We start from the raw sequence: 21779 nt of genomic DNA on the forward strand, positions 1-21779 counted from the left end.
ACCATGGCATCCATCAAGGGTTCACGGCAGCGGGGCATCGCGCTCCATCTGGTCCTCGTCATCGGCCTGCTGCTCTCGGTCTTCCCGTTCTACTGGGCCGTGATCATGTCGACGCACTCGTCGACCGAGATCTTCTCCTACCCGCCGAAGCTGCTGCCCGGCTCGCACTTCCTCGAGAACGTCCGGCATCTCTTCGACAACGTCGACTTCTTCGGGTCGATGGCCAACTCGCTGCTCGTGGCCGGCTCGGTGACCGTCCTGGTCCTGTTCCTCGACTCACTGGCGGCCTTCGTCTTCGCCAAGTTCCACTTCCCGGGCCGCCGGGTGCTGTTCGCGCTGATGATGGCGATCTTCATGGTGCCGGCGCAGCTCCAGGCCATCCCCCAGTTCGTGATCATGGCGAAGCTGGGCTGGATCGGCTCGATGACCGCGCTGGTCGTCCCGGCGGCGGCCAACGCGTTCGGCATCTTCTGGATGCGCCAGTACATGCAGAGCGCCATCCACGACGAACTGCTCGACGCCTCGAAGCTCGACGGCGCCGGCTTCCTGCGCCAGTACTGGCACGTGGCGCTCCCCGTGGTCCGCCCGGGTCTGGCGTTCCTCGGCATCTTCACCTTCATGGGCCAGTGGAACGACTACGCCTGGCCGCTGATCGCCCTCACCAACCCGGACAACGTGACCCTCCAGGTCGCCCTGTCCCAGCTCAACGGGGTGCACGGCACGACCGACTACGGGATGGTCATGACCGGCGCGCTGCTCGCCCTCGTTCCGCTGCTGATCGTGTTCGCGATCGGCGCCAGGCAGATCATCGCCGACCTCGGCAAGGGAGCCATTCGCTGATGTCCCGCGATCCGCTGATCGCGCTCCGCCCCTGGGAGTCACCCGAGGTGACCTCCTGGGGGCGGCTGCCGATGAACGCCGTCGACCGCCGCACCGGGGCGCTCCCGCTGGACGGCGAGTGGCGCTTCCAGCTGCTGCCCACGCCCGGCTCACCCGTGACCGAAGCGTGGTCGTCACAGCATGTCCCCGGCGCCTGGACCGTGCAGGGCACCGACGACCTGCCGCAGTACACCAACGTCACGATGCCCTGGGGAGAGTTCCCGCCCGCCTCGCCCGCCGCGAACCCGACGGGCGTGTACGAGCGCGAGGTGGACGTCCCGGCCGAGTGGGCCGGACGCCGGGTCGTGCTCCGGGTGGGCGCCGCGGAGAGCGTGCTGCTCGTCCACGTGAACGGGCGGCCGACGGGCATCTCCAAGGACTCGCACCTCGCGGCCGAGTTCGATCTCTCGGACGTCGTACGTCCCGGGGAGCGGGCCACCGTACGGCTCACCGTGGTGAAGTGGTCGGACGCCTCGCACCTCGAGGACCAGGACCACTGGTGGCACGGCGGGATCACCCGGTCGGTGCTGCTGTACGCGACCGATCCACTGCATCTCGCGGACGTGACCGTGCGGGCGCGCCCGGACGGCGGGCTGCGGGTCGACTGCCGGGTGCGGCACGCCATGGGCCGGCTCCCCGGGGGCTGGTACGTCACCGGGGAGCTGGCGGGCCACCTCCTCGCCCAGGACGCCGAGTTCGACCGGCTGAACGCGCAGGACGAGCGGGTCTCCGACTTCCTCGGCGAGGCCCGCCTCACCGCGCTCGTGCGCGAGGTGCGCCCCTGGACCGCCGAGACGCCCGAGCTGTACGAGCTGACGGTGCGCCTGCACCGCGCCGACGGCTCGGTCGCCGACACCGCGCACCCGCGCGTCGGCTTCCGCCAGGTCGAGATCCGCGGCCGGGACCTCCTGGTGAACGGCGAGCGGGTCTACATCCGGGGCGTCAACCGGCACGACTTCCATCCGCTGACGGGCCGGACGGTGTCGTACGACGACATGCGCGCCGACCTCGTCACGCTCAAGCGGTTCGGCTTCAACGCGATCCGCACCGCGCACTACCCCAACGACCCGGCTCTGCTCGACCTCGCCGACGAGCTGGGCTTCTACGTCGTCGACGAGGCGGACATCGAGTCGCACGACCACGCCCACGAGATCGCCGACGACCCGCGCTACACGGCGGCCTTCGTGGACCGCGTCTCCCGCATGGTGCTGCGCGACAAGAACCACCCCTCGGTCATCGTCTGGTCGCTGGGCAACGAGTCCGACTACGGCGCGAACCACGACGCGGCGGCGGGCTGGGTCCGCCGCCACGACCCGACCCGCCCGCTCCAGTACGAGGGCGCGGCCAAGCTCGGCTGGGCCGATCCGACGGTCGCCTCCGACATCGCCTGCCCGATGTACGCGCCGGTCGAGGACTGTGTCGCCCACGCGCTGTCCGGCGAGCAGACCAAGCCGCTCATCCAGTGCGAGTACTCCCACGCCATGGGCAACAGCAACGGCACGCTGGCCGACCACTGGGCCGCCATCGAGTCCACCCCGGGTCTTCAGGGCGGTTTCATCTGGGAGTTCTGGGACCACGGCATTCTGCAACGCGTGAACGACGGAAGACCGGCCGGGCGCGCCGGCGCCGGGCTGTATGACAACGGTGTCGCGGCGCAGGGCCACCGCTGGGCCTACGGCGGCGACTTCGGCGAGACGGTCCACGACGGCGCGTTCATCGCCGACGGGGTCGTCTTTCCCGACCGCACGCCCAAGCCGGTGATGTACGAGCACCGGGAGATCGCGGCGCCGGTGCGGCTCGCGTACGACGGCGGTGACCTGCGGATCTCCAACCACCAGCACTTCCGGGGCCTGGAGTGGCTGGCCGCCTCGTGGGAGCTGTCGCTCGCGGAGGGCGGCACGCTGACCGCGCCCGCCGGGCTGCCCGACGTACGGGCGGGTGAGTCGGCCGTGGTGCCGATGCCGTTCGCCCTGCCGGAGGACGGCGGCGAGGCCTGGCTGACGCTGCGGGTGACGACGGCCGACGACGAGGCGTGGGCGCCGCGGGGCACGGAGGTATGTGTGCCGCGGGTGCGGCTGCGGGCGGCTGCCCCGGTGGCTTCCGCGCCGCTGACGACGGGCGCTCCCGTCCAGGTCGACGAGGACGGGCTGCTCGTCCATCCGCTGCTCACGGCCGCCCCGGTGCTGTCGCTGTGGCGGGCACCGACCGACAACGACGAGATCGGCGGCATGGCGGCGCGCTGGCGGGCCTGGGGACTCGACGCGCTCGAACGCAAGGTCGTCGATGTACGCCGTGCGGCCGGCAGCGTCACGGTGGTCGCCGAGTACGGGACCATGGCGGGTGCCGTGCGGCACGAGCAGGTGTTCACGCGCGTCGAGGGCGGGGTGCGGGTCGAGGAGACGGCCGAGCTGCCGGCCGGGCTCGACGACGTGGCACGCGTGGGCTCGGTGTTCGAGACCGTCGCGGGGCTCGATGTCCTCGAGTGGTACGGGCAGGGCCCCTGGGAGTCCTATCCGGACCGGAGCGGGGGCGCCCCCGTCGGCCACCACTCCCGCCCCGTGGACGAGCTGTTCACTCCGTATCTGCGTCCGCAGGAGAGCGGCGGGCGGCACGGTGTACGCCGGTTCACGCTCTCGGCGCCGGACGCCACGGGCTTCGCGGTCGAGCTGGACGAACCGCGCCAGGTGAACGTGACCCGGTACCGGGCCGCGGACCTGGCCGCCGCCACCCACCACGACGAGCTGGTGCCGCGGCCCGGCTGTGTGGTGCACCTCGACGTCGCGCACCGCGGCCTGGGTACGGCCTCCTGCGGTCCCGACACCTCACCCGGCCACCTCGTCCCGACCGGCACACATCGCTGGTCCTGGACGCTGCGCGTGCTCTGACCTCGCTGGGGCGGCTTCCCGCGGGCCGCGGCGACCGCGGTCGCGCTGCCCGCGCGGCCGCTCGTGACGCGCGGTGGCTTCCAGTACGCGGGGAAGACCGACCAGATTCTGCACGGCCGGCTCGGCGACGTACGGATCGCCGAACGCGCCCTTCCCGTCAAGTCGTTGATGAACCACTGACCCGAGGGAGCCACACGACCATGACCGAGCAGCAACTGCCCGCCTGGGCCGACCCGTCCGTCTCCCCCGCCGCGCTGGACCCCCAGGGCATGTCGCGGCGCGGGCTGCTGCGCCGCGCGGGCCTGTTCGGCGCGGCCTTCGCGGTGGGCTCGCTCGCGACACCCGCGGCGGCCTCTTCCGGACGCTACGGCGGCAACGATCCGCGGCTCGCCTACCTCGTCGGCGACCACCACATCCACTCCGTCTACAGCCACGACGCGAAGTACACCTTCTCCCAACTCGCCCGGGCCGGCGACCGGTACGGGCTCGACTGGATGGTCTTCAACGAGCACTCCAACTTCGGACACGCCGACTACGGCGCGAAGCTGGAGCACCAGGAGATCCTGAAGGCCCGCGCCGAGAACCCGCGCCAGCTGATCTTCCAGGGCCTTGAGTGGTACATCCCGGCCGCCGAGCACGCCACGGTCTTCGCGGCGCCCGGACCGCACGAGGTGGATCTGCTCACGCGCTTCGAGCTCGCCTACGACGGGAAGCTGCTCGGCTACACGGACGGCGCCACCTCGAACCCGAACACGGCCCGCAACGAGGCCCACGCCATCAAGGCCATCCAGTGGCTCGCCGAACAGCGCCGCACCGGCTACGTCGACGACGTGCTCGTCCTCGCCAACCACCCGATGCGCCTCGGCATCGACTCCCCGCACGAGATGCGGGGCTGGCGCGACGCGGCCCCCGAGATCATGATCGGCATGGAAGGCGCGCCCGGCGCGCAGGGCGGTGGCATACCCGGCTGGGTCGGCTCGGGGCAGCAGCGCGGCGAGTACGTCAACAAGCCGTCCGCGAACTCCTGGCCCGGCTACCCGGAGGACGCCTACGTCCTGTACGGCGGCTTCGACTGGACGACGGCGACCGTCGGCGGCCTGTGGGACGCGATGCTCGCCGAGGGCAAGCTGTTCACGATCACGACCAACTCCGATGTGCACCGGGTCGTCTTCGACACCTGGAAGAACGGCGACTGGGCACCCGGGCGGAACTTCGACAACACCGGGCACCTCCCCGACCCGGTCAACACCGACAGCCAGCAGCCGGGCGGCGACTTCTGGCCCGGCCAGTTCAGCCGCACCCACGTGGGCGTGACCCGCTACGGCTACCGCGCGGTGATGGCGGGCCTGCGCGCGGGCCGGGTCTGGCTCGACCACGGCCATCTGCTGGACGGGCTCGACGTCCGCCTGAAGCGGGACTGCGACCACGGTCCGGGCGTGACCATGGGCGGCCGGCTGCGCGTCCGCAAGGGCGAGAAGCTCACGCTGAGCGTCACCGTGACGACCGCGTCGCGCCCCAACCCCCACGGCATCCTGCCCGAGTTGGCCCACGTCGACGTGGTCCGGGGCGCGGTGCGCGGCCCGGCGGCCGACCGCGACGACTGGCGGGCGCCCGACACCAGGGTCGTCCACACGCGGGACGTGAGCGGCCGCAAGGGCACGTACACCCTGCGCATCCCGCTGGTCGCGGGCGACGAGTCCTTCTACGTCCGGCTGCGCGGCAGCGACGGCAACCGCAACGGTACGGGCTACCTGGGCGCCTCGGTCGACCCGCATGGCCCGATTCCGCACGTGCCCGGCAACGGTGACCCGTGGGTCGACACATGGTTCTACGCGAACCCCGTCTTCGTCGATGTGGTGGGCGGCCGACAGGAGAACCGCCCGGCGTAGGAACCGTCGGACCTAGAAGCGCGACAGGCTCTGCAGGACGGCGGCGGGGCCGTACGGTCGCCGGAATACGGAAACGGCCCGTCCCCGCGCTGCGACGGGGACGGACGGCCGGGGGGCGGCACGCACGGACCGCGGAGCGCGGGGGTGCGGGGTGCGGGGTGCGGGGTGCGGCTCAGACGGACCGCGGGTCGCGGTTCAGACGGGCAGCCCCGCCAGCATGCGTCGGTCCCTGGGCGCGTGCTGGCGGTCGAGGCGGGCGTCCAGCAGCCGCCGGGCGGCGTCGCACCGGCCTCCTGCCACGAGGGCGTACAGCAGTGTCTCCTCGACGACCTCCCGCTGCGCCGCGCTGCCGCCCACCTTGCGGAGGCCGGGCAGGAGCGCGTCGAGGCCGCGGGCCGCGTCGTGGAAGCGCTCCTCGACGAGAGCGGCGAAGGACTCGCAGAGCGGGACGATGATCTCGCGCTGCACCTCGTCCGCCCCGGCGGCGTGGTCGCGCAGCCGGCGCAGGGCCGCCAGGTCACCGGCGGCGGCCAGGGCGACCGCCGCGTGCAGGGCGGTGAAGGCGGTCGCGGGCCGCTCGACGACCTCCTGGGCGACGGTGCCGAGGACGTCCGCGGCGGGTATCCGGCCCCGCCAACTGCCGCTCAGCCGGGCCCGCCACAGCAGCGAACCCGAGTCGACGAGCGCCCGCACCCCGGTCACGCGCCCCGGCGCCAGCTGCGCGAACCACCGTTTGCGTACGGCCGCCGTGTCGTCGAGGGCCAGTTCGTGCAGCGCGACGTGCCACGAGAAGTGGGCCCGGTGGACCGCGCCCCGGCCCTGGCCCGAGATCCAGCCGTCGAGCCAGTCCCGGCCAGTCGCGTGCGCGCCGGACTCGTAGTGGACGTGGGCGAGCGCGTGCACGGCGTGTCCGGCGGCGGGCTCGGCGGCCAGCGCGCGGTGCGCCAGCTCCCCGGCCTCGCCGTACCGGCCCTCCTCCTGGCGGAGGAAGGCGAGCAGCGAGGTGGGGAACCAGTGCCCGTCGTACACCGGTGAGGTGCGCTCGACCAGCCGCAGGGCGTAGGCGTCGTCGAGGTCGTTGATGCCGGAGAAGGCGATGGTGGGCACGGCGGTGGCGAGCGCGAGCGCGTCGGCGGGGTACGCCTCCAGGTGCCGCAGCAGGGCGCCGTCGCCGTCGTCACCGTGGATGCGGCGGGTGACGACGTCGACGAAGGACCGCTCCCGCTCGTCGGCCCGCTCGCGCGCGGAGCGCTGTGCGTCGGCGAGGGCGCGGGGTACGTCGACCTCGGCGCCGCACTCGTGGCCGACCAGGGCGAGGGCGGCGTGCCCGAGCGCGAAGCCCGGGTCGAGGGTCACCGCGCGCCCGAAGGCGTCCTCGGCTGCGGCCCTGACCTTGAGGACCCGGTCGAGCCCGGTGCGGTAGGCGGCGGCCGCCTCGGCGTGGGTGGACAGGGCGAGCCCGTGCGCGTCGACGGGCCGGCGGCGCGGTCGGCGGGCGGCCCGGGCCGGCCGGGTGAGGGGCGCGAGCAACTCCTGGGCCAGCGCGGCCGCCTGGACCCGGATCTCGGGGATGGCGGTGGTCTCCCACAGCTCACCGCGCCGCGGAGCCCCGAGCGTGAACAGCGGGCGCTCGGCACGGCCCCGCGCGTCGAGGAGACGGCCGTCACCGGTGGCGACCCCCATGCCGAGCGGCCCGGGCACGGCGGCGCCGGAGCCGAAGAGCGAGCGCCACAGGGGGTCGTCGAGGCGGGGCCCCGGGCCGGTGCAGTCGACGACCCAACCGGCGCGTATCCGGCGACCGCCGGAGAGCGAGACGGTCAGGATGCCGCCCGGACGGAAGTGGGCCGGTACGCCGCCCGGCCCGGAACGGGCCGCCGCACCTTCATCCCCGGCCCCGACCACACCTGCACCCTCACCCACACCCACACCCACACCCACGATCCGCCCGGCATACACGCGCAATCGCCGTGCCGTACGTCGCCGGGTCAGCGACTCCGCGGTCGCGGGTGCCATCCGGTGCCGGTGTGTGTTCCACCGGGCGCCCTCCTCCTTCAGGAACTGGGCGCGCTCGTCGGGCGTCAGGCTGCGCCAGAGCCTCGCGGTGTGCGGGCGCAGACTGTCGAGGGCGGGACGCCAGTCGCCGTGGGTGCGCACGGCCCGGCTGATGTGTCGGTAGACGGCCCGCCGCAGCTCCGCCAAGGAGGATCCCAGGTCCTCGGGTGCGGGCATCGTGCCCGCCGGAGTGAGCGCGTGCGGCTGCGGCAGCAGACCGCTGCGCGAGACGGCGTGCACCGTGCGCCCGGGCCGGTCCAGCGTGAGCGCCAGATCGACGGCGGTGAGCCCGGTGCCGACGAGCAGCACGTCGGCACCGTCCGCGCGCGGGCCGTCCAGGGCGCCCGGGGCCCAGGGAGCCGCGACGAACCTCGCCGAGGCGCGCAGCGCGGGCGGTGCCCAGTCGCCCGGCGAGCCCGCGGGCCCGGTGGCCAGGACGGCGCTGTCGGCCGTGACGCGGCCCCCGTCGGCGAGGTGAAGCTCCACCCGGCCGTCGGGGGCGTCGGTACAGCTCTCCGCCCGCACCCTCAGCCGCCGCACGCCCACCACCCCCTGCGCACGGACGATCGCCTGACCGAGCGTGTCGGCCAGATAGGCGCCGAACCGGTAGCGCGTGGCGAAGTCGGCGCCGGTGACGGTCGGTTCGCCGTGCCGGCACAGCCAGCGGGTGAAGTGCCCGGGGTCGTCGGGATAGCAACTCATGCCGCCCGCGGGCACGTTGAGCCGATGCCGCGGGTCGGACGTGGCGTAGGCGGTACCGCGGCCGGCCTCGGGCGCCGGGTCGACGAGCACGAGGTCGAGGGGCGTACGGCGGCGCGTCGCCGTCTCGCACAGCTGGATCGCGGTCAGTGTGCCGGCCGCACCCGCTCCGACAATGGCGACGGTGTGCCGTGTGCGGGCTGGAATCACGTGTACCTCCGGCGGTGATCGGCTGCGGAGCCGTTGAACGGAACGTCTGCTTCGCTTTTCCGAACTATTCCGACCGGGTTGCTGGGGATGTCGTACCCGGCCGGGGATCTCACCGGAAACTCAGGGCACCGGTCGGCTGTTTCATACTCTGTTCACAATCGGCGGGGCCCCGACAACCGTGGTTCAAGACGTCTCCCGGAGTGTCTTCACAGGAATCTCATGTGAGCGCCCTCGGATTCAAAGATTCAACCCAGGGAGGTGGCGCACGATGCACGCGCACCTGGTGGTTGAACGAGGAAAGGCGTGCCGTGGGCGTCCCGCACATATCGAACGGATCCGGGCGACAGTCCTGGTCGCGACGCGGGGCCCTGGCCGCACTCGCCGCCGCCCTGCCGGCCACCGTCCTCACCGGCTGCGGCGGTTTTGCGGACGCCTCTGAGGACACGAAGAGCACGGGCGGAGGCACGGCAGGGAACACGGCCGGCACGGCCGACGCGAAGACCACCGAGGCGAAGGCGCCCACCCTCACCGTCACCCCGGCCGACGGCACGAAGAAGGCGGACTTCAGCAGCCCCGTCGAGGTCACCGTGACCCACGGCACCCTGGCCTCCGTCAAGGTCAGCGGCAACGACGGCGCCACGCTCGCCGGCCGCTACAACGACGCCCGTACGAAGTGGACGTCCACCGGGAACCCGTACTCCGGCACCACATACACGGTCACGGCCAAGGCGAAGGGAGCCGACGCCGAGACCGTGACCTTCTCCACCAAGTCCCCCGGCGAGACCTTCGTGGGCTACTTCACCCCCGAGGCGAACTCGACCTCCGGCGTCGGCATGCCCGTATCGGTCAACTTCACCCACGCCGTCGCGGACCGCGCCGCCGTCGAGAAGGCGATCACGGTGACCGCCGAGCCGGCGGTCGAGGTGGTCGGCCACTGGTTCAGCGACACCCGGCTCGATTTCCGGCCCGAGACGTACTGGGCCGCGGGCACGCGGATCACGCTCGGTCTGCGGCTCAAGGACGTCGAGGGCGCGGACGGCGTCTACGGCACCCAGTCCAAGGACGTCACCTTCCACATCGGCCGCGAGCAGATCAGCACGGTCGACCTCGCCACCAGGACGATGACGGTGCGGCGGGACGGCTCGACGTACGCGACCTACCCCGTCACCGGCGGCGACGCCGACCACACCACCTGGTCCGGGATCATGGTGATCAGCGAGCGTTTCACGGAGACGCGGATGGAGTCCTCCACCGTCGGGCTCGGCGACGAGTACGACATCAAGGATGTGCCGCACGCCCAGCGGCTGACCACCTCCGGCACGTTCATCCACGGCAACTACTGGGCCGGGTCCTCCGTCTTCGGTCACACCAACGCGAGCCACGGCTGTATCGGGCTCCAGGACACCAAGGGCGCGAACGACAGCTCCGTGGCGGGCTACGCGTTCTACAAGAGCTCGATGCTCGGCGACGTGGTCGTGGTGAAGAACTCGGGCGAGGACACGGTCGATCCGTCCAACGGCCTCAACGGCTGGAACCTGTCGTGGGACCAGTGGCGGGCGGGAAGCGCCCTTTCCCGTTGAGCCATCAGCGACGGCCACTGGGTACGGACCTCACCCCGTTCTCAAAGTGGATCACCGGGGGCGGCGGGCAGAACACCGCGCAGCTGAGCACCAGTTGTGAGCGGTGGGTGGCGCAGAGTTTCGCCACCCACGGCGCGGACTGCTGGGTGTACGCGATCCAGGCCCCCCGCGGGATCGACGTGAACGCCACCGCGCGGCAGAACGGCATCGAGTCGACGTACCTGTGGAACAAGGAGATCGACTTCCCCGGCGGCATCCAGGGCAGGTTCTCCAGGGAGCGTGTCGTTACCACTGGGTCGGCGCCCACCCGCAGACGAACGCCAGCATCTACCAGAACCTCGGCTGCCGGACGAACAGCAACTGACGAACAGCAACTTCCGCCCCGCCCCCGGCGCACAGGCGGACCTGGCCGGTTCGACGCGCTGAGTTCCCCCGGGAGGAGACGCCGGGGCACGCCGTCCTCGGACCCGGCGGCCCCAGGCGGCCCAGCGGCGGCCCAGGCGGCCCGGCATGAGGGGGCGCCGCCCGGGGGGGGCGGGCGGGACTTCCCGCCTTCACCGTGTGAACTTCCTTGCGGCACAGGGAGTTTCTCGGTTTTACCTCTTGACGGTCCCAGTGGCGGAGAGCACATTGGCCGCGCGTCTTGAGAGCGCTCTCAAGGACACATCGCGCACCCCACTCCGTACCGAAGAGGCACCCACATGAGTGAAACTTCCGGCATATCCGCGAGACGGCGGTCACTGCGGCGCGCGCTCGTCGCCGTGCTCGGCACCCTGAGCCTGGCGGCGGCCGCCGCCACAGCCGCGACCCTCCCCGCGAACGCCTCCGCCCCCACGCCCCCGGCAGGCTGGACCCAGGTCTTCCTCGACGACTTCAACGGCGCGGCCGGTTCCGGCGTCAGCACCGCCAACTGGCAGTACGACACCGGCACCAGCTACCCGGGCGGCGCCGCCAACTGGGGCACGGGCGAGGTCGAGACGATGACCTCCAGCAGCAACAACGTGTCGCTCGACGGCAACGGAAACCTCCGGATCACCCCGCTGCGCGACTCCGCGGGCAACTGGACCTCGGGCCGCATCGAGACCAACCGCACCGACTTCCAGCCACCGGCCGGCGGCACACTGCGGGTCGAGTCACGCATCCAGCTGCCCAACGTGACCGGCGCCGCCGCCAAGGGCTACTGGCCCGCCTTCTGGATGCTGGGCGCGCCCTACCGGGGCAACTACCAGAACTGGCCGAGCGTCGGCGAGCTGGACATCATGGAGAACGTCCAGGGCCTCAACACCGACTGGGCCACCGTGCACTGCGGCACCAACCCGGGCGGCCCGTGCAACGAGACCAGCGGCATCGGCGGCAACACCCCGTGCGCCGGAACCACGTGTCAGGCCAGCTTCCACACGTACGCCATGGAGTGGGACAGGTCGACGAGCACCGAGGAGATCCGCTTCTACCTGGACGGCGTCAACTTCCATACGGTGAAGGCCAGTCAGGTCGACGCGACGACGTGGGCGAACGCCACCGGCCACGGCTTCTTCGTCATCCTGAACGTCGCGATGGGCGGCGGCTTCCCCGCCGCGTTCGGCGGCGGTCCGGACAGCGGCACCGACCCCGGCCACCCGATGGTCGTCGACTATGTGCAGGTGCTCCAGTCGAGCGGCGGGAGCGGTACCACACCCCCTCCGTCCGGCAGCCGTGACGCATACAGCGCCATCCAGGCCGAGTCCTACGACAGCCAGTCCGGGACGAGCACCGAGACGACCACCGACACGGGCGGCGGCCAGAACATCGGCTCGCTGGGCAACGGCGACTGGGCGCTCTACAAGGGGGTCGACTTCGGCTCCACCGCGGCGAAGCAGTTCTACGCGCGGGTCGCGAGCGGCGCGGCGGCCGGCGTCAGCGGGCTGGTGGAGGTACGCCTCGACAGCCGCACCGGCTCACCGGTCGGCAGCTTCTCGGTGGCCGGCACCGGTGGCTGGCAGAGCTGGAGAACGGTCCCGGCGAACATCAGCTCGGTCACCGGGACCCACGACGTCTATCTGACCTTCACCAGCGGCCAGTCGGCCGACTTCGTGAACGTCAACTGGTTCGACTTCGGTCACTGACCGGTTCCTGGGGGCTCCACGCGCACGCGTGGAGCCCCCATTCGCGTCCGGGCGACCTCGCTCCGCCACGCGTCCGGGCGGCCCGGCTCCGCTCAGCGCAGCTCCGCCCGGAACGCCGCCGGAGTGGTGTCCGTGTGCTGGTGGAAGAACTTGGAGAAGTTGGCCGAGTCGGGGAAACCCACCGCGGCTCCGACCCGGCCGATCGGCAGGTCCGTGTGCGCGAGCAGGCGCTTGGCCTCCAGGGTCACCCGCTTGTCGATGAACCCCTTGGGGGTCTGGCCGGTGGCGGCGCGGACCGCGCGGACCAGGGTGCGGCGGGAGTAGCCGAGGGTGTCGGCGTACGCGCTGACGCTGTGGTTGGTCGCGAAGCCCTTCTCCACCGCGTCCCTGAAGCGGGTGAAGGTGGTGTCCGTCTGCTCGCGGCCGGCCTGCGCCGAGCTGACCGCGAGATGGGCCAGGCGGAACAGGAACGCGGTGAGCGTGTGCCGCAGCACCGAGGTGTGCAGGCTCAGCGGCAGCGTCGTCGTGTCGACGTACTCGCGCTCCAGTTGGGCGAGGGAGTGTTCGAGAGCGGCGAGCCGGTCCGGGTCGGGGTGCAGCAGCGGCGGCAGGTCGTAGCGGTAGAGGCCGGTCGCCTCGACCGTGGCCCGGGGCAGGAAACCGGGCTGCATGGTCAGGACGGTCCCGCGGTACTCGTCGGTCCGGGAGAAGCGGTGCACCTGTCCGGGGCGGATCCACAGCACGTCACCGGCGGAGGCCTCGTACTCGGCGAAGTCGATCATGTGCCGGACCGGGCCGTCGTGGAACACCATCACGACGTGGAAGTCGATCCGGTGCACGCGGTCCAGGGGGGCGTCCGCATGCCAGATCCGGTCGGCGCCCATCGGGCCGACCTGCATGCCGACGCCGAAGACGCTCAGGTCGACGGGGAAGGGGAAGGTTCTGATCCCGTCACCTTCATGGGCGGCTCGGGTGGTTCTGTCTGCCATGTCCCTCTCGCGGCGGCTCGGCCCTGCTGTCGGTGTCCCACTTTCACCGAAGGCTGACACAGGGGCACCTTCCCCGGCAAAAGTCAGACTTTTAGGTTTGAAGGCGTTCCACCAGTGACTCCCCGTTTCGTGAGGACTTCTTGAAGATGAGCACGCACACCCACGACAGCTTCGAGTGGACCGACCTCGACCGGCGTGCCGTCGACACGGCCCGCCTGCTGGCCGCCGATGCCGTGCAGAAGGTGGGCAACGGCCACCCCGGCACCGCGATGAGCCTGGCACCGGCCGCGTACACGATCTTTCAAAAGGTGATGCGACACGACCCCGCCGATCCCGAGTGGACCGGCCGTGACCGTTTCGTCCTCTCCCCCGGCCACACCTCACTGACTCTCTACACCCAGCTCTTCCTCGCCGGATACGAGCTGGAGCTCGACGACCTGAAGGCGTTCCGTACGCACGGCTCGAAGACACCCGGCCACCCCGAGTACGGGCACACGGCCGGCGTCGAGACCACCACGGGCCCGCTGGGCCAGGGCGCCGCCAACGCGGTGGGCATGGCGATGGCCGCCCGCTACGAGCGCGGTCTGTTCGACCCCCACGCGCCCGAGGGCGAGTCCCCCTTCGACCACACCATCTGGGCGATCGTCTCGGACGGCGACCTGGAGGAGGGCATCTCCGCCGAGGCGTCCTCCCTCGCCGGTCACCAGAAGCTGGGCAACCTGGTCTTCCTCTACGACGACAACCACATCTCCATCGAGGGCGACACCGCCACCGCCTTCTCCGAGGACGTACCGAAGCGGTACGAGGCGTACGGCTGGCACGTCCAGCGCATCGAGCCCTCCGCCGACGGCGACATCGACGTCCACGCGCTGCACGCGGCGCTCAAGGCGGCGCAGGCCGAGACCGAGCGCCCCTCGTTCATCGCGATGCGCACGATCATCGCCTGGCCCGCCCCGAACGCGCAGAACACCGAGGCCTCGCACGGCTCGGCGCTCGGCGCCGAGGAGATCGCGGCCACCAAGCGCGTCCTCGGCTCCGACCCCGAGCAGACCTTCGAGGTCGCGGACGAGGTGCTCGCCCACGCCCGCCGCGCCCTGGACCGCGGCGCCGAGGAGCACGCCGCCTGGGACAAGCGGATCGCCGAGTGGCGCACCGCCCAGCCCGAGCGCGCGAAGCTCTTCGACCGGATCGTCGCCGGTCAGCTCCCCGAGGGCTGGGAGCAGTCCCTCCCCGTCTTCGAAGCGGGCACGTCCGTCGCGACGCGTGCCGCGTCCGGCAAGGTCCTCCAGGCACTCGGCGCGGTCATCCCCGAGCTGTGGGGCGGCTCCGCCGACCTCGCGGGCTCGAACAACACCACGATCGACAAGACCAGCTCGTTCCTGCCGAAGGGCAACCCGCTGCCCGAGGCCGACCCGTACGGCCGCACCGTCCACTTCGGCATCCGCGAGCACTCCATGGCCGCGGAGATGAACGGCATCGCGCTGCACGGCAACACCCGTATCTACGGCGGCACCTTCCTGGTGTTCTCCGACTACATGCGCAACGCCGTCCGCCTCTCCGCGCTGATGCAGCTGCCGGTGACGTACGTGTGGACCCACGACTCCATCGGCCTCGGCGAGGACGGCCCCACCCACCAGCCCGTCGAGCACCTCGCCTCGCTGCGCGCCATCCCCGGCCTGAACATCGTCCGCCCGGCCGACGCCAACGAGACGGCGATCGCCTGGCGCGAGATCCTCGAGCGGCACGCCACCCACCCGGCCCCGCACGGCCTTGCGCTGACCCGCCAGGGCGTACCGACGTACGAGGCCAACGAGGACGCGGCGAAGGGCGGTTACGTCCTCCAGGAGGCGTCCACCGGAACCCCGGACGTGGTCCTCATCGCCACCGGCTCCGAGGTGCAGCTCGCCGTCGCGGCGCGCGAGCGGCTGGAGGCCGAGGGCGTCGGCACACGCGTGGTCTCGATGCCGTCCGTGGAGTGGTTCGAGGAGCAGTCGCCGGAGTACCGCGCGAGCGTCCTTCCGCCGTCCGTGAAGGCCCGCGTCGCGGTCGAGGCCGGTATCGGTCTGACCTGGCACCGGTACGTCGGAGACGCCGGACGCATCGTTTCGCTGGAGCACTTCGGCGCCTCCGCCGACGCCGAGACCCTGTTCGCCGAGTTCGGCTTCACCGCCGAGAACGTCGCCGCCGCGGCCCGGGAATCCATCACCGCCGCGCGTGGTTGAGCAGACCGCAAGAAAGAAGATGATCACTGTGAGCAACACCGTCGAAAACCTCGAGCGCCTCTCCGACGAAGGCGTCTCCATCTGGCTGGACGATCTGTCGCGCAAGCGGATCACGTCCGGCAACCTCGCCGAACTCATCGCGCACAAGCACGTGGTGGGCGTCACCACCAACCCGTCCATCTTCCAGGCCGCCATCGGCTCCGGAGAGGGATACGAGGAGCAGCTGGCCGATCTGGCCGTGCGTGGCGTCACGGTCGACGAGGCCGTGCGCATGATGACGACCGCCGACGTGCGCGCCGCCGCCGACATCCTGCGGCCCGTGTACGACGCGACCGGCGGCCGTGACGGCCGGGTCTCCATCGAGGTCGACCCGCGCCTCGCCCACGACACCGAGGCGACGATCGCCGAAGCCAAGCAGCTCGCCTGGCTGGTGGACCGCCCCAACGTGATGATCAAGATTCCGGCGACCAAGGCCGGTCTCCCCGCGATCACCGAGGTCATCGGCCTCGGCATCAGCGTCAACGTCACGCTGATCTTCTCGCTCGAGCGCTACCGCGAGGTGATGGACGCCTACCTCGCCGGTCTGGAGCGGGCGCAGGCCGCGGGCATCGACCTGGCCGGCATCCACTCCGTCGCCTCCTTCTTCGTCTCCCGCGTCGACAGCGAGATCGACAAGCGCCTGGCGAAGGCCGGCACGGACGACGCGCAGGCCCTCAAGGGCAAGGCGGCGCTCGCCAACGCCCGGCTCGCGTACGAGGCGTACGAAGAGGTCTTCGCCGGGGAGCGCTGGACCGCGCTCGCCCCGGCCGGCGCGCACAAGCAGCGTCCGCTGTGGGCCTCGACGGGCGTGAAGGACCCGGCGTACAAGGACACCCTGTACGTCGACGAGCTGGTCGCTCCCGGCACGGTCAACACCATGCCGGAGGGGACCTTGAACGCCACCGCCGACCACGGCGACATCCACGGCGACACGGTGACCGGCGGCTATGCCCAGGCCCGCGCCGACCTGGCCGCCGTGGAGCGGCTGGGGATCTCGTACGACGAGGTCGTGAAGCAGCTGGAGGACGAGGCCGTCGCCAAGTTCGAGGTGGCGTGGGGCGACCTGCTGGAGGCCGTCGCGACCTCGCTGCGCGGCAAGGGAGCTGACGGCGAATGAGCAAGACTCCTTCGACCGGGACGCCGGGCACCGAGAAGCCTGTCACCGGGACGCCGGCCACCGAGACGCCTGTCACGGAGGCTCCGGTCACCGAGGCTCCGGTCACCGAGGCGTCGGCCGTCGACTGGGCCAACCCCCTGCGCGACCCCCGGGACCGCCGTCTCCCCCGTATCGCGGGCCCCTCGGGCCTCGTCATCTTCGGGGTCACCGGCGACCTGTCCCGCAAGAAGCTGATGCCGGCCATCTACGACCTGGCCAACCGCGGTCTGCTCCCGCCGGGCTTCTCGCTCCTCGGGTTCGCCCGCCGGGACTGGGAGGACCAGGACTTCGCGCAGGTGGTGCACGACTCGGTGCGCGAGCACGCCCGCACGGAGTTCCGCGAGGAGGTCTGGCAGCAGCTCGCCGAGGGCATGCGGTTCATCCCGGGCGACTTCGACGACGACATGGCGTTCAAGCAACTGCGCGCGTCCGTCGACGAGCTGGACGCCTCCCGCGGCACCAGCGGCAACTACGCCTTCTATCTCTCGGTACCGCCGAAGTTCTTCCCGAAGGTCGTCCAGCAGCTCAAGAAGCACGGGCTCGCGGACGCGCCGGAGGGCTCCTGGCGGCGTGCGGTCATCGAGAAGCCGTTCGGCCACGACCTGGCCAGCGCGCGTGAGCTGAACGCGATCGTGCACGAGGTGTTCGACCCGGACCAGGTGTTCCGCATCGACCACTACCTGGGTAAGGAGACCGTCCAGAACATCCTGGCGCTCCGCTTCGCCAACCAGATGTACGAGCCGGTCTGGAACCGGTCGTACGTCGACCACGTACAGATCACCATGGCCGAGGACATCGGCATCGGCGGCCGTGCGGGGTACTACGACGGCATCGGTTCGGCCCGTGACGTCATCCAGAACCACCTCCTCCAGCTGATGGCGCTGACCGCCATGGAGGAGCCGGCCGCCTTCGACGCCGAGTCGCTGCTCGCCGAGAAGCTGAAGGTCCTCAAGTCCGTGAAGCTGCCGGGGAACCTGGGCGAGCACACCGTGCGCGGTCAGTACACGGCGAGCTGGCAGGGCGGCGAGCGGGTGCGCGGCTACCTCCAGGAGGACGGCATCGACCCCAGGTCGACGACGGACACCTACGCGGCCGTGAAGCTGGAGGTCGACAACCGCCGCTGGGCGGGCGTCCCCTTCTATCTGCGCACCGGCAAGCGTCTGGGCCGCCGGGTGACCGAGATCGCGGTGGTCTTCCAGCGCGCGCCCCACTCCCCCTTCGACTCGACCGCCACCGAGGAGTTGGGCGCCAACGCGATCGTCGTCCGTGTCCAGCCCGACGAGGGCATGACCGTGCGCTTCGGTTCGAAGGTGCCGGGTACGTCGATGGAGATCCGGGACGTCTCGATGGACTTCGCGTACGGCGAGTCGTTCACCGAGTCCAGCCCGGAGGCGTACGAACGGCTGATCCTGGATGTCCTGCTCGGCGACGCCAATCTCTTCCCCCGCCATCAGGAGGTGGAAGAGTCCTGGAAGATCCTCGACCCGATCGAGGGGTACTGGGACACGCACGGCAAGCCCGCGCAGTACCCCTCGGGATCCTGGGGTCCCGAGGAAGCCGACGAGATGCTCGCACGAGACGGACGGAGCTGGCGCAGGCCATGAAGATCGACCTGACCGACACCACGGCAAGCAAGATCAACAAGGCGCTCGTGCAGGGACGCCATGCCATCGGCACTCCCGCCGTGGGCATGGTCCTGACGATGGTCATCGTGACCGACGAGGAGAACGCCTACGACGCGCTCAAGGCGGCCGAGGAGGCCTCGCGCGAGCACCCGTCGCGCACCCTGGTCGTCATCAAGCGCGTCGCCCGCACCCCGCGCGACCGCACGCAGTCCCGCCTGGACGCGGAGGTGCGGGTCGGCTCGGACGCGGGTACCGGGGAGACGGTGATCCTGCGGACGTACGGCGAGGTCTCCGACCACGCCGACTCGGTGGTCCTGCCGCTGCTGCTGCCGGACGCCCCGGTCGTCGTCTGGTGGCCGGTGGACGCGCCCGACATCCCGTCGAAGGACCCGCTGGGCGCCCTCGCGCAGCGCCGGATCACCGACATGTACGCGGTGGAGGCACCGCTCGCCGCGTTGGAGGCCCGGGTCTCCTCGTACGCGCCGGGCGACACCGACCTGGCCTGGACCCGGCTCACCCCGTGGCGTTCGATGCTGGCCGCGGCCCTCGACCAGGCCCGTACGCCGGTGATCTCGGCCGCCGTCGAGAGCGAGGCGGAGAACCCGAGCGCCGAACTGCTGGCCCGCTGGCTGGGCGCCCGTCTGCATGTGCCGGTGGAGCGGGTCGTCACCGCGGGCCCCGTGGTGACGGCCGTACGGCTCGGCACCGAGAAGGGCGAGATCCTCATCGACCGCCCCGAGGGCCCGCTGGCCACGCTGTCCCTGCCGGGCCAGCCCGCGCGCACCCTCGCGCTGAAGGTCCGCAGCACCTCCGAACTGATCGCCGAGGAGCTGCGACGCCTCGACGCGGACGAGATGTACGCCATCGCCCTGCGCGGCGAGGCGGCCGAGGAGAACACCAGTCATGTCTGACAGCCCCAGGCTCACCCGTCGCCCCGAGTGGACGGAACTGGAGGACCATCGCGCGGGTCCGCTGCTCCACCCGGCGCTGCGTGAGCTGTTCGCGGCGGACCCCGAGCGGGCCGAGCGCTATGTCGTGCGGGCCGGCGATCTGCGCCTCGACTACTCCAAGCACCTCATCACGGACGAGACCCTCGCCCTGCTCCAGGAACTCGCCACCGCCACCGACGTGTTCGGGCTGCGGGACGCCATGTTCCGGGGCGAGAAGATCAACGTCACCGAGAACCGCGCCGTCCTGCACACCGCGCTGCGCGCCCCGCGCGACGCCGTGATCGAGGTCGACGGCGAGAACGTCGTCCCGGCCGTGCACGCCGTGCTCGACAGGATGGCCGACTTCGCCGACCGGGTCCGCTCGGGCGAGTGGACCGGGCACACCGGCAGCCGCATCCGCACGGTCGTCAACATCGGTATCGGCGGCTCGGACCTGGGCCCCGCGATGGCGTACGAGGCGCTGCGGGCCTTCACCGACCGCTCGCTGACCGTGCGGTTCGTGTCGAACGTGGACGGCGCCGATCTGCACGAAGCCGTACGGGACCTGGACCCGGCGGAAACCCTGTTCGTCATCGCGTCCAAGACCTTCACGACCATCGAGACGATCACGAACGCCACCTCGGCGCGGTCCTGGCTCCTCGCCGGGCTCGACGGGGACGAGAAGGCGGTCGCCAAGCACTTCGTGGCGCTGTCGACGAACGCCGGGAAGGTGTCGGACTTCGGCATCGACACGGCGAACATGTTCGAGTTCTGGGACTGGGTCGGCGGCCGCTACTCGTTCGACTCCGCGATCGGTCTGTCGCTGATGATCGCGATCGGGCCGGAGCGGTTCCGCGAGCTGCTCGACGGGTTCAGGATCGTCGACGAACACTTCCGCACCGCGCCCGCGGAGGCCAACGCGCCTTTGCTGCTCGGCCTGCTGGGTGTCTGGTACGGCTCGTTCTTCGGTGCCCAGTCGCACGCCGTGCTGCCGTACTCGCACTATCTGTCCAAGTTCACCGCCTACTTGCAGCAGCTGGACATGGAGTCCAACGGCAAGTCCGTGGACCGGGACGGCCATCCCGTGGAGTGGCAGACCGGCCCGGTGGTGTGGGGTACGCCCGGCACCAACGGACAGCACGCGTACTACCAGTTGCTCCACCAGGGCACCAAGGTCATCCCGGCCGACCTGATCGGGTTCATCAACCCGGTCGACGGGCTGAGCGACGAACTGGCGGCCCAGCACGACCTGTTGATGGCCAACCTCTTCGCCCAGGGCCAGGCCCTCGCCTTCGGCAAGACCGGCGACGAGGTACGCGCCGAGGGAGTGCCGGAGGAGCAGGTGCCGCACCGCACCTTCCGCGGCAACCACCCCACCACCACGATCCTGGCCGCCGAGCTGACCCCGTCGGTCCTCGGCCAGCTCATCGCCCTCTACGAGCACAAGGTGTTCGTCCAGGGCGCGATCTGGAACATCGACTCCTTCGACCAGTGGGGCGTCGAACTCGGCAAGGTCCTCGCCAAACGCGTCGAGCCCGCCCTCACCGAAGGCGCGGACGTACCCGGCCTCGACCCCTCCACCGCCGCCCTCGTGGCCGCGTACCGCACTCACCGGAAGAAGTGAAAGGGCATGACAGCGATGCAGCTCGGACTGATCGGTCTCGGCAAAATGGGCGGCAACATGCGCGAGCGGATCCGCCGCGCGGGCCACACGGTCGTCGGCTACGACCGCAACCCCGAGGTCTCGGACGTCAGTAGCCTCACCGAACTCGTGAGCGCCCTCGAAGGCCCGCGCGTGGTCTGGGTGATGGTCCCCGCGGGCGCCCCGACCCAGTCCGTCGTCGACGAGCTCGGCGACCTGCTCTCCCCCGGCGACACCGTCGTCGACGGCGGCAACTCCCGCTGGACGGACGACGAGAAGCACGCCGAGGAGCTGGCCGCCAAGGGCATCGGCTTCGTCGACGCGGGCGTCTCGGGTGGTGTGTGGGGTCTCCAGAACGGCTATGCGCTGATGGTGGGCGGCGACGCGGAGCACATCGCTCGCGTCCAGCCGATCTTCGACGCGCTCAAGCCGGAGGGCGACTTCGGGTTCGTCCACGCGGGCAAGGTCGGCGCGGGCCACTTCTCGAAGATGGTCCACAACGGCATCGAGTACGCCATGATGCAGGCGTACGCCGAGGGCTGGGAGCTCCTCGAGAAGGTCGACTCCGTGACCGATGTGCGCGCGGTCTTCCGCTCCTGGCAGGAGGGCACCGTCATCCGCTCCTGGCTGCTCGACCTCGCGGTCAACGCCCTGGACGAGGACGAGCACCTGGAGAAGCTGCGCGGCTACGCCGAGGACTCCGGCGAGGGCCGGTGGACCGTCGAGGCGGCCATCCACAACGCCGTGCCGCTGCCCGCGATCACCGCCTCCCTCTTCGCGCGGTTCGCCTCCCGCCAGGACGACTCGCCGCAGATGAAGATGGTCGCGGCGCTGCGCAACCAGTTCGGCGGCCACGCCGTCGAGTCAGCGGAGTAGGGCTC

General features: G+C 71.2%; 15 protein-coding genes and 1 pseudogene. 12 read left to right on the top strand and 4 right to left on the bottom strand.

Annotation, left to right across the window (positions count from 1 at the left end; translation table 11 throughout):
• Nucleotides 1-3: 3 nt before the first annotated feature.
• From SAVERM_RS09285 to SAVERM_RS09295, 3 genes are all read left to right on the top strand, one after another.
• Entirely contained in the window at nt 4-840 is an 837-nt protein-coding gene (locus tag SAVERM_RS09285) for a carbohydrate ABC transporter permease (protein WP_010983198.1), read from the top strand.
• The gene (locus SAVERM_RS09290) at nt 840-3764 is read left to right on the top strand and encodes a glycoside hydrolase family 2 TIM barrel-domain containing protein (RefSeq protein ID WP_010983199.1); all 2925 of its coding nucleotides are present in this window, start codon (nt 840-842) and stop codon (nt 3762-3764) included. The genes SAVERM_RS09285 and SAVERM_RS09290 overlap by 1 nt, the downstream gene beginning before the upstream one ends.
• 200 nt (nt 3765-3964) lie before the next feature.
• Nucleotides 3965-5653, top strand: a complete 1689-nt coding sequence (locus SAVERM_RS09295; RefSeq protein WP_010983200.1) for a PHP domain-containing protein — start codon at nt 3965-3967, stop codon at nt 5651-5653.
• Between the two features lie 195 nt (nt 5654-5848).
• Here SAVERM_RS09295 and SAVERM_RS45875 read toward each other — a convergent pair whose 3' ends face one another.
• Together SAVERM_RS45875 and SAVERM_RS45880 are read right to left on the bottom strand one after the other, a co-directional pair.
• The gene (locus tag SAVERM_RS45875; RefSeq protein WP_370628400.1) at nt 5849-7354 is read right to left on the bottom strand and encodes a tetratricopeptide repeat protein; all 1506 of its coding nucleotides are present in this window, start codon (nt 7352-7354) and stop codon (nt 5849-5851) included.
• 834 nt (nt 7355-8188) lie between these two features.
• A pseudogene (locus SAVERM_RS45880) lies at nt 8189-8614 on the bottom strand (FAD/NAD(P)-binding protein); the annotation flags it as partial.
• 308 nt (nt 8615-8922) lie between these two features.
• Here SAVERM_RS45880 and SAVERM_RS09305 point away from each other — a divergent pair.
• A complete protein-coding gene (locus SAVERM_RS09305; protein ID WP_010983202.1) occupies nt 8923-10194 on the top strand; it encodes a L,D-transpeptidase in 1272 nt (423 codons plus the stop codon).
• Nucleotides 10195-10198: 4 nt separating this feature from the next.
• Here SAVERM_RS09305 and SAVERM_RS09310 read toward each other — a convergent pair whose 3' ends face one another.
• Nucleotides 10199-10486 (bottom strand): hypothetical protein, encoded by a 288-nt coding sequence (locus tag SAVERM_RS09310; protein ID WP_137951640.1) that lies wholly within the window; start codon nt 10484-10486, stop codon nt 10199-10201.
• On the opposite strand from SAVERM_RS09310, the gene SAVERM_RS45885 reads away from it, so the two are divergent.
• Together SAVERM_RS45885 and SAVERM_RS09315 are read left to right on the top strand one after the other, a co-directional pair.
• The gene (locus SAVERM_RS45885; RefSeq protein WP_371861172.1) at nt 10368-10841 is read left to right on the top strand and encodes a hypothetical protein; all 474 of its coding nucleotides are present in this window, start codon (nt 10368-10370) and stop codon (nt 10839-10841) included. The two genes, SAVERM_RS09310 and SAVERM_RS45885, sit on opposite strands and share 119 nt — an antisense overlap.
• Before the next feature lie 54 nt (nt 10842-10895).
• On the top strand, nt 10896-12296 hold the full coding sequence (locus tag SAVERM_RS09315) for a glycoside hydrolase family 16 protein (protein ID WP_010983203.1): 1401 nt from the start codon (nt 10896-10898) through the stop codon (nt 12294-12296).
• A gap of 92 nt (nt 12297-12388) precedes the next feature.
• Here the strand turns inward: SAVERM_RS09315 and SAVERM_RS09320 are convergent, their stop codons facing one another.
• Complete coding sequence (locus SAVERM_RS09320) at nt 12389-13285, bottom strand: helix-turn-helix domain-containing protein (protein WP_010983204.1); 897 nt, start codon at nt 13283-13285, stop codon at nt 12389-12391.
• 146 nt (nt 13286-13431) lie between these two features.
• Between SAVERM_RS09320 and tkt the strand changes: the two genes are divergently transcribed.
• From tkt to gnd, 6 genes are read left to right on the top strand one after another with little or no spacing between them, the layout of a single operon-like run.
• Nucleotides 13432-15507, top strand: a complete 2076-nt coding sequence (gene tkt, locus SAVERM_RS09325; protein WP_037647408.1) for a transketolase — start codon at nt 13432-13434, stop codon at nt 15505-15507.
• A gap of 19 nt (nt 15508-15526) precedes the next feature.
• On the top strand, nt 15527-16663 hold the full coding sequence (tal, locus tag SAVERM_RS09330; protein ID WP_010983206.1) for a transaldolase: 1137 nt from the start codon (nt 15527-15529) through the stop codon (nt 16661-16663).
• Nucleotides 16660-18306, top strand: coding sequence for a glucose-6-phosphate dehydrogenase (gene zwf / locus SAVERM_RS09335; protein ID WP_010983207.1), 1647 nt, complete (start codon nt 16660-16662; stop codon nt 18304-18306). The genes tal and zwf overlap by 4 nt, the downstream gene beginning before the upstream one ends.
• Nucleotides 18303-19238, top strand: a complete 936-nt coding sequence (opcA, locus tag SAVERM_RS09340) for a glucose-6-phosphate dehydrogenase assembly protein OpcA (RefSeq protein ID WP_010983208.1) — start codon at nt 18303-18305, stop codon at nt 19236-19238. Before zwf ends, opcA begins: the two co-directional genes overlap by 4 nt.
• Entirely contained in the window at nt 19231-20880 is a 1650-nt protein-coding gene (pgi, locus tag SAVERM_RS09345) for a glucose-6-phosphate isomerase (RefSeq protein WP_010983209.1), read from the top strand. The genes opcA and pgi overlap by 8 nt, the downstream gene beginning before the upstream one ends.
• 15 nt (nt 20881-20895) lie before the next feature.
• Nucleotides 20896-21774, top strand: a complete 879-nt coding sequence (gnd, locus tag SAVERM_RS09350; protein ID WP_010983210.1) for a phosphogluconate dehydrogenase (NAD(+)-dependent, decarboxylating) — start codon at nt 20896-20898, stop codon at nt 21772-21774.
• Nucleotides 21775-21779 lie beyond the last annotated feature (5 nt).

The sequence above is a fragment of the Streptomyces avermitilis MA-4680 = NBRC 14893 genome (assembly GCF_000009765.2).
In the GTDB taxonomy this organism is placed as follows: domain Bacteria; phylum Actinomycetota; class Actinomycetes; order Streptomycetales; family Streptomycetaceae; genus Streptomyces; species Streptomyces avermitilis.

Coding starts and splice junctions, on each gene's coding strand:
- SAVERM_RS09285 (WP_010983198.1), top strand. CDS start 4: ATGGCATCCATCAAGGGTTCACGGCAGCGGGGCATCGCGCTCCATCTG.
- SAVERM_RS09290 (WP_010983199.1), top strand. CDS start 840: ATGTCCCGCGATCCGCTGATCGCGCTCCGCCCCTGGGAGTCACCCGAG.
- SAVERM_RS09295 (WP_010983200.1), top strand. CDS start 3,965: ATGACCGAGCAGCAACTGCCCGCCTGGGCCGACCCGTCCGTCTCCCCC.
- SAVERM_RS09315 (WP_010983203.1), top strand. CDS start 10,896: ATGAGTGAAACTTCCGGCATATCCGCGAGACGGCGGTCACTGCGGCGC.
- SAVERM_RS09320 (WP_010983204.1), bottom strand. CDS start 13,285: ATGGCAGACAGAACCACCCGAGCCGCCCATGAAGGTGACGGGATCAGA.
- tkt (WP_037647408.1), top strand. CDS start 13,432: ATGAGCACGCACACCCACGACAGCTTCGAGTGGACCGACCTCGACCGG.
- tal (WP_010983206.1), top strand. CDS start 15,527: ATGATCACTGTGAGCAACACCGTCGAAAACCTCGAGCGCCTCTCCGAC.
- zwf (WP_010983207.1), top strand. CDS start 16,660: ATGAGCAAGACTCCTTCGACCGGGACGCCGGGCACCGAGAAGCCTGTC.
- opcA (WP_010983208.1), top strand. CDS start 18,303: ATGAAGATCGACCTGACCGACACCACGGCAAGCAAGATCAACAAGGCG.
- pgi (WP_010983209.1), top strand. CDS start 19,231: ATGTCTGACAGCCCCAGGCTCACCCGTCGCCCCGAGTGGACGGAACTG.
- gnd (WP_010983210.1), top strand. CDS start 20,896: ATGCAGCTCGGACTGATCGGTCTCGGCAAAATGGGCGGCAACATGCGC.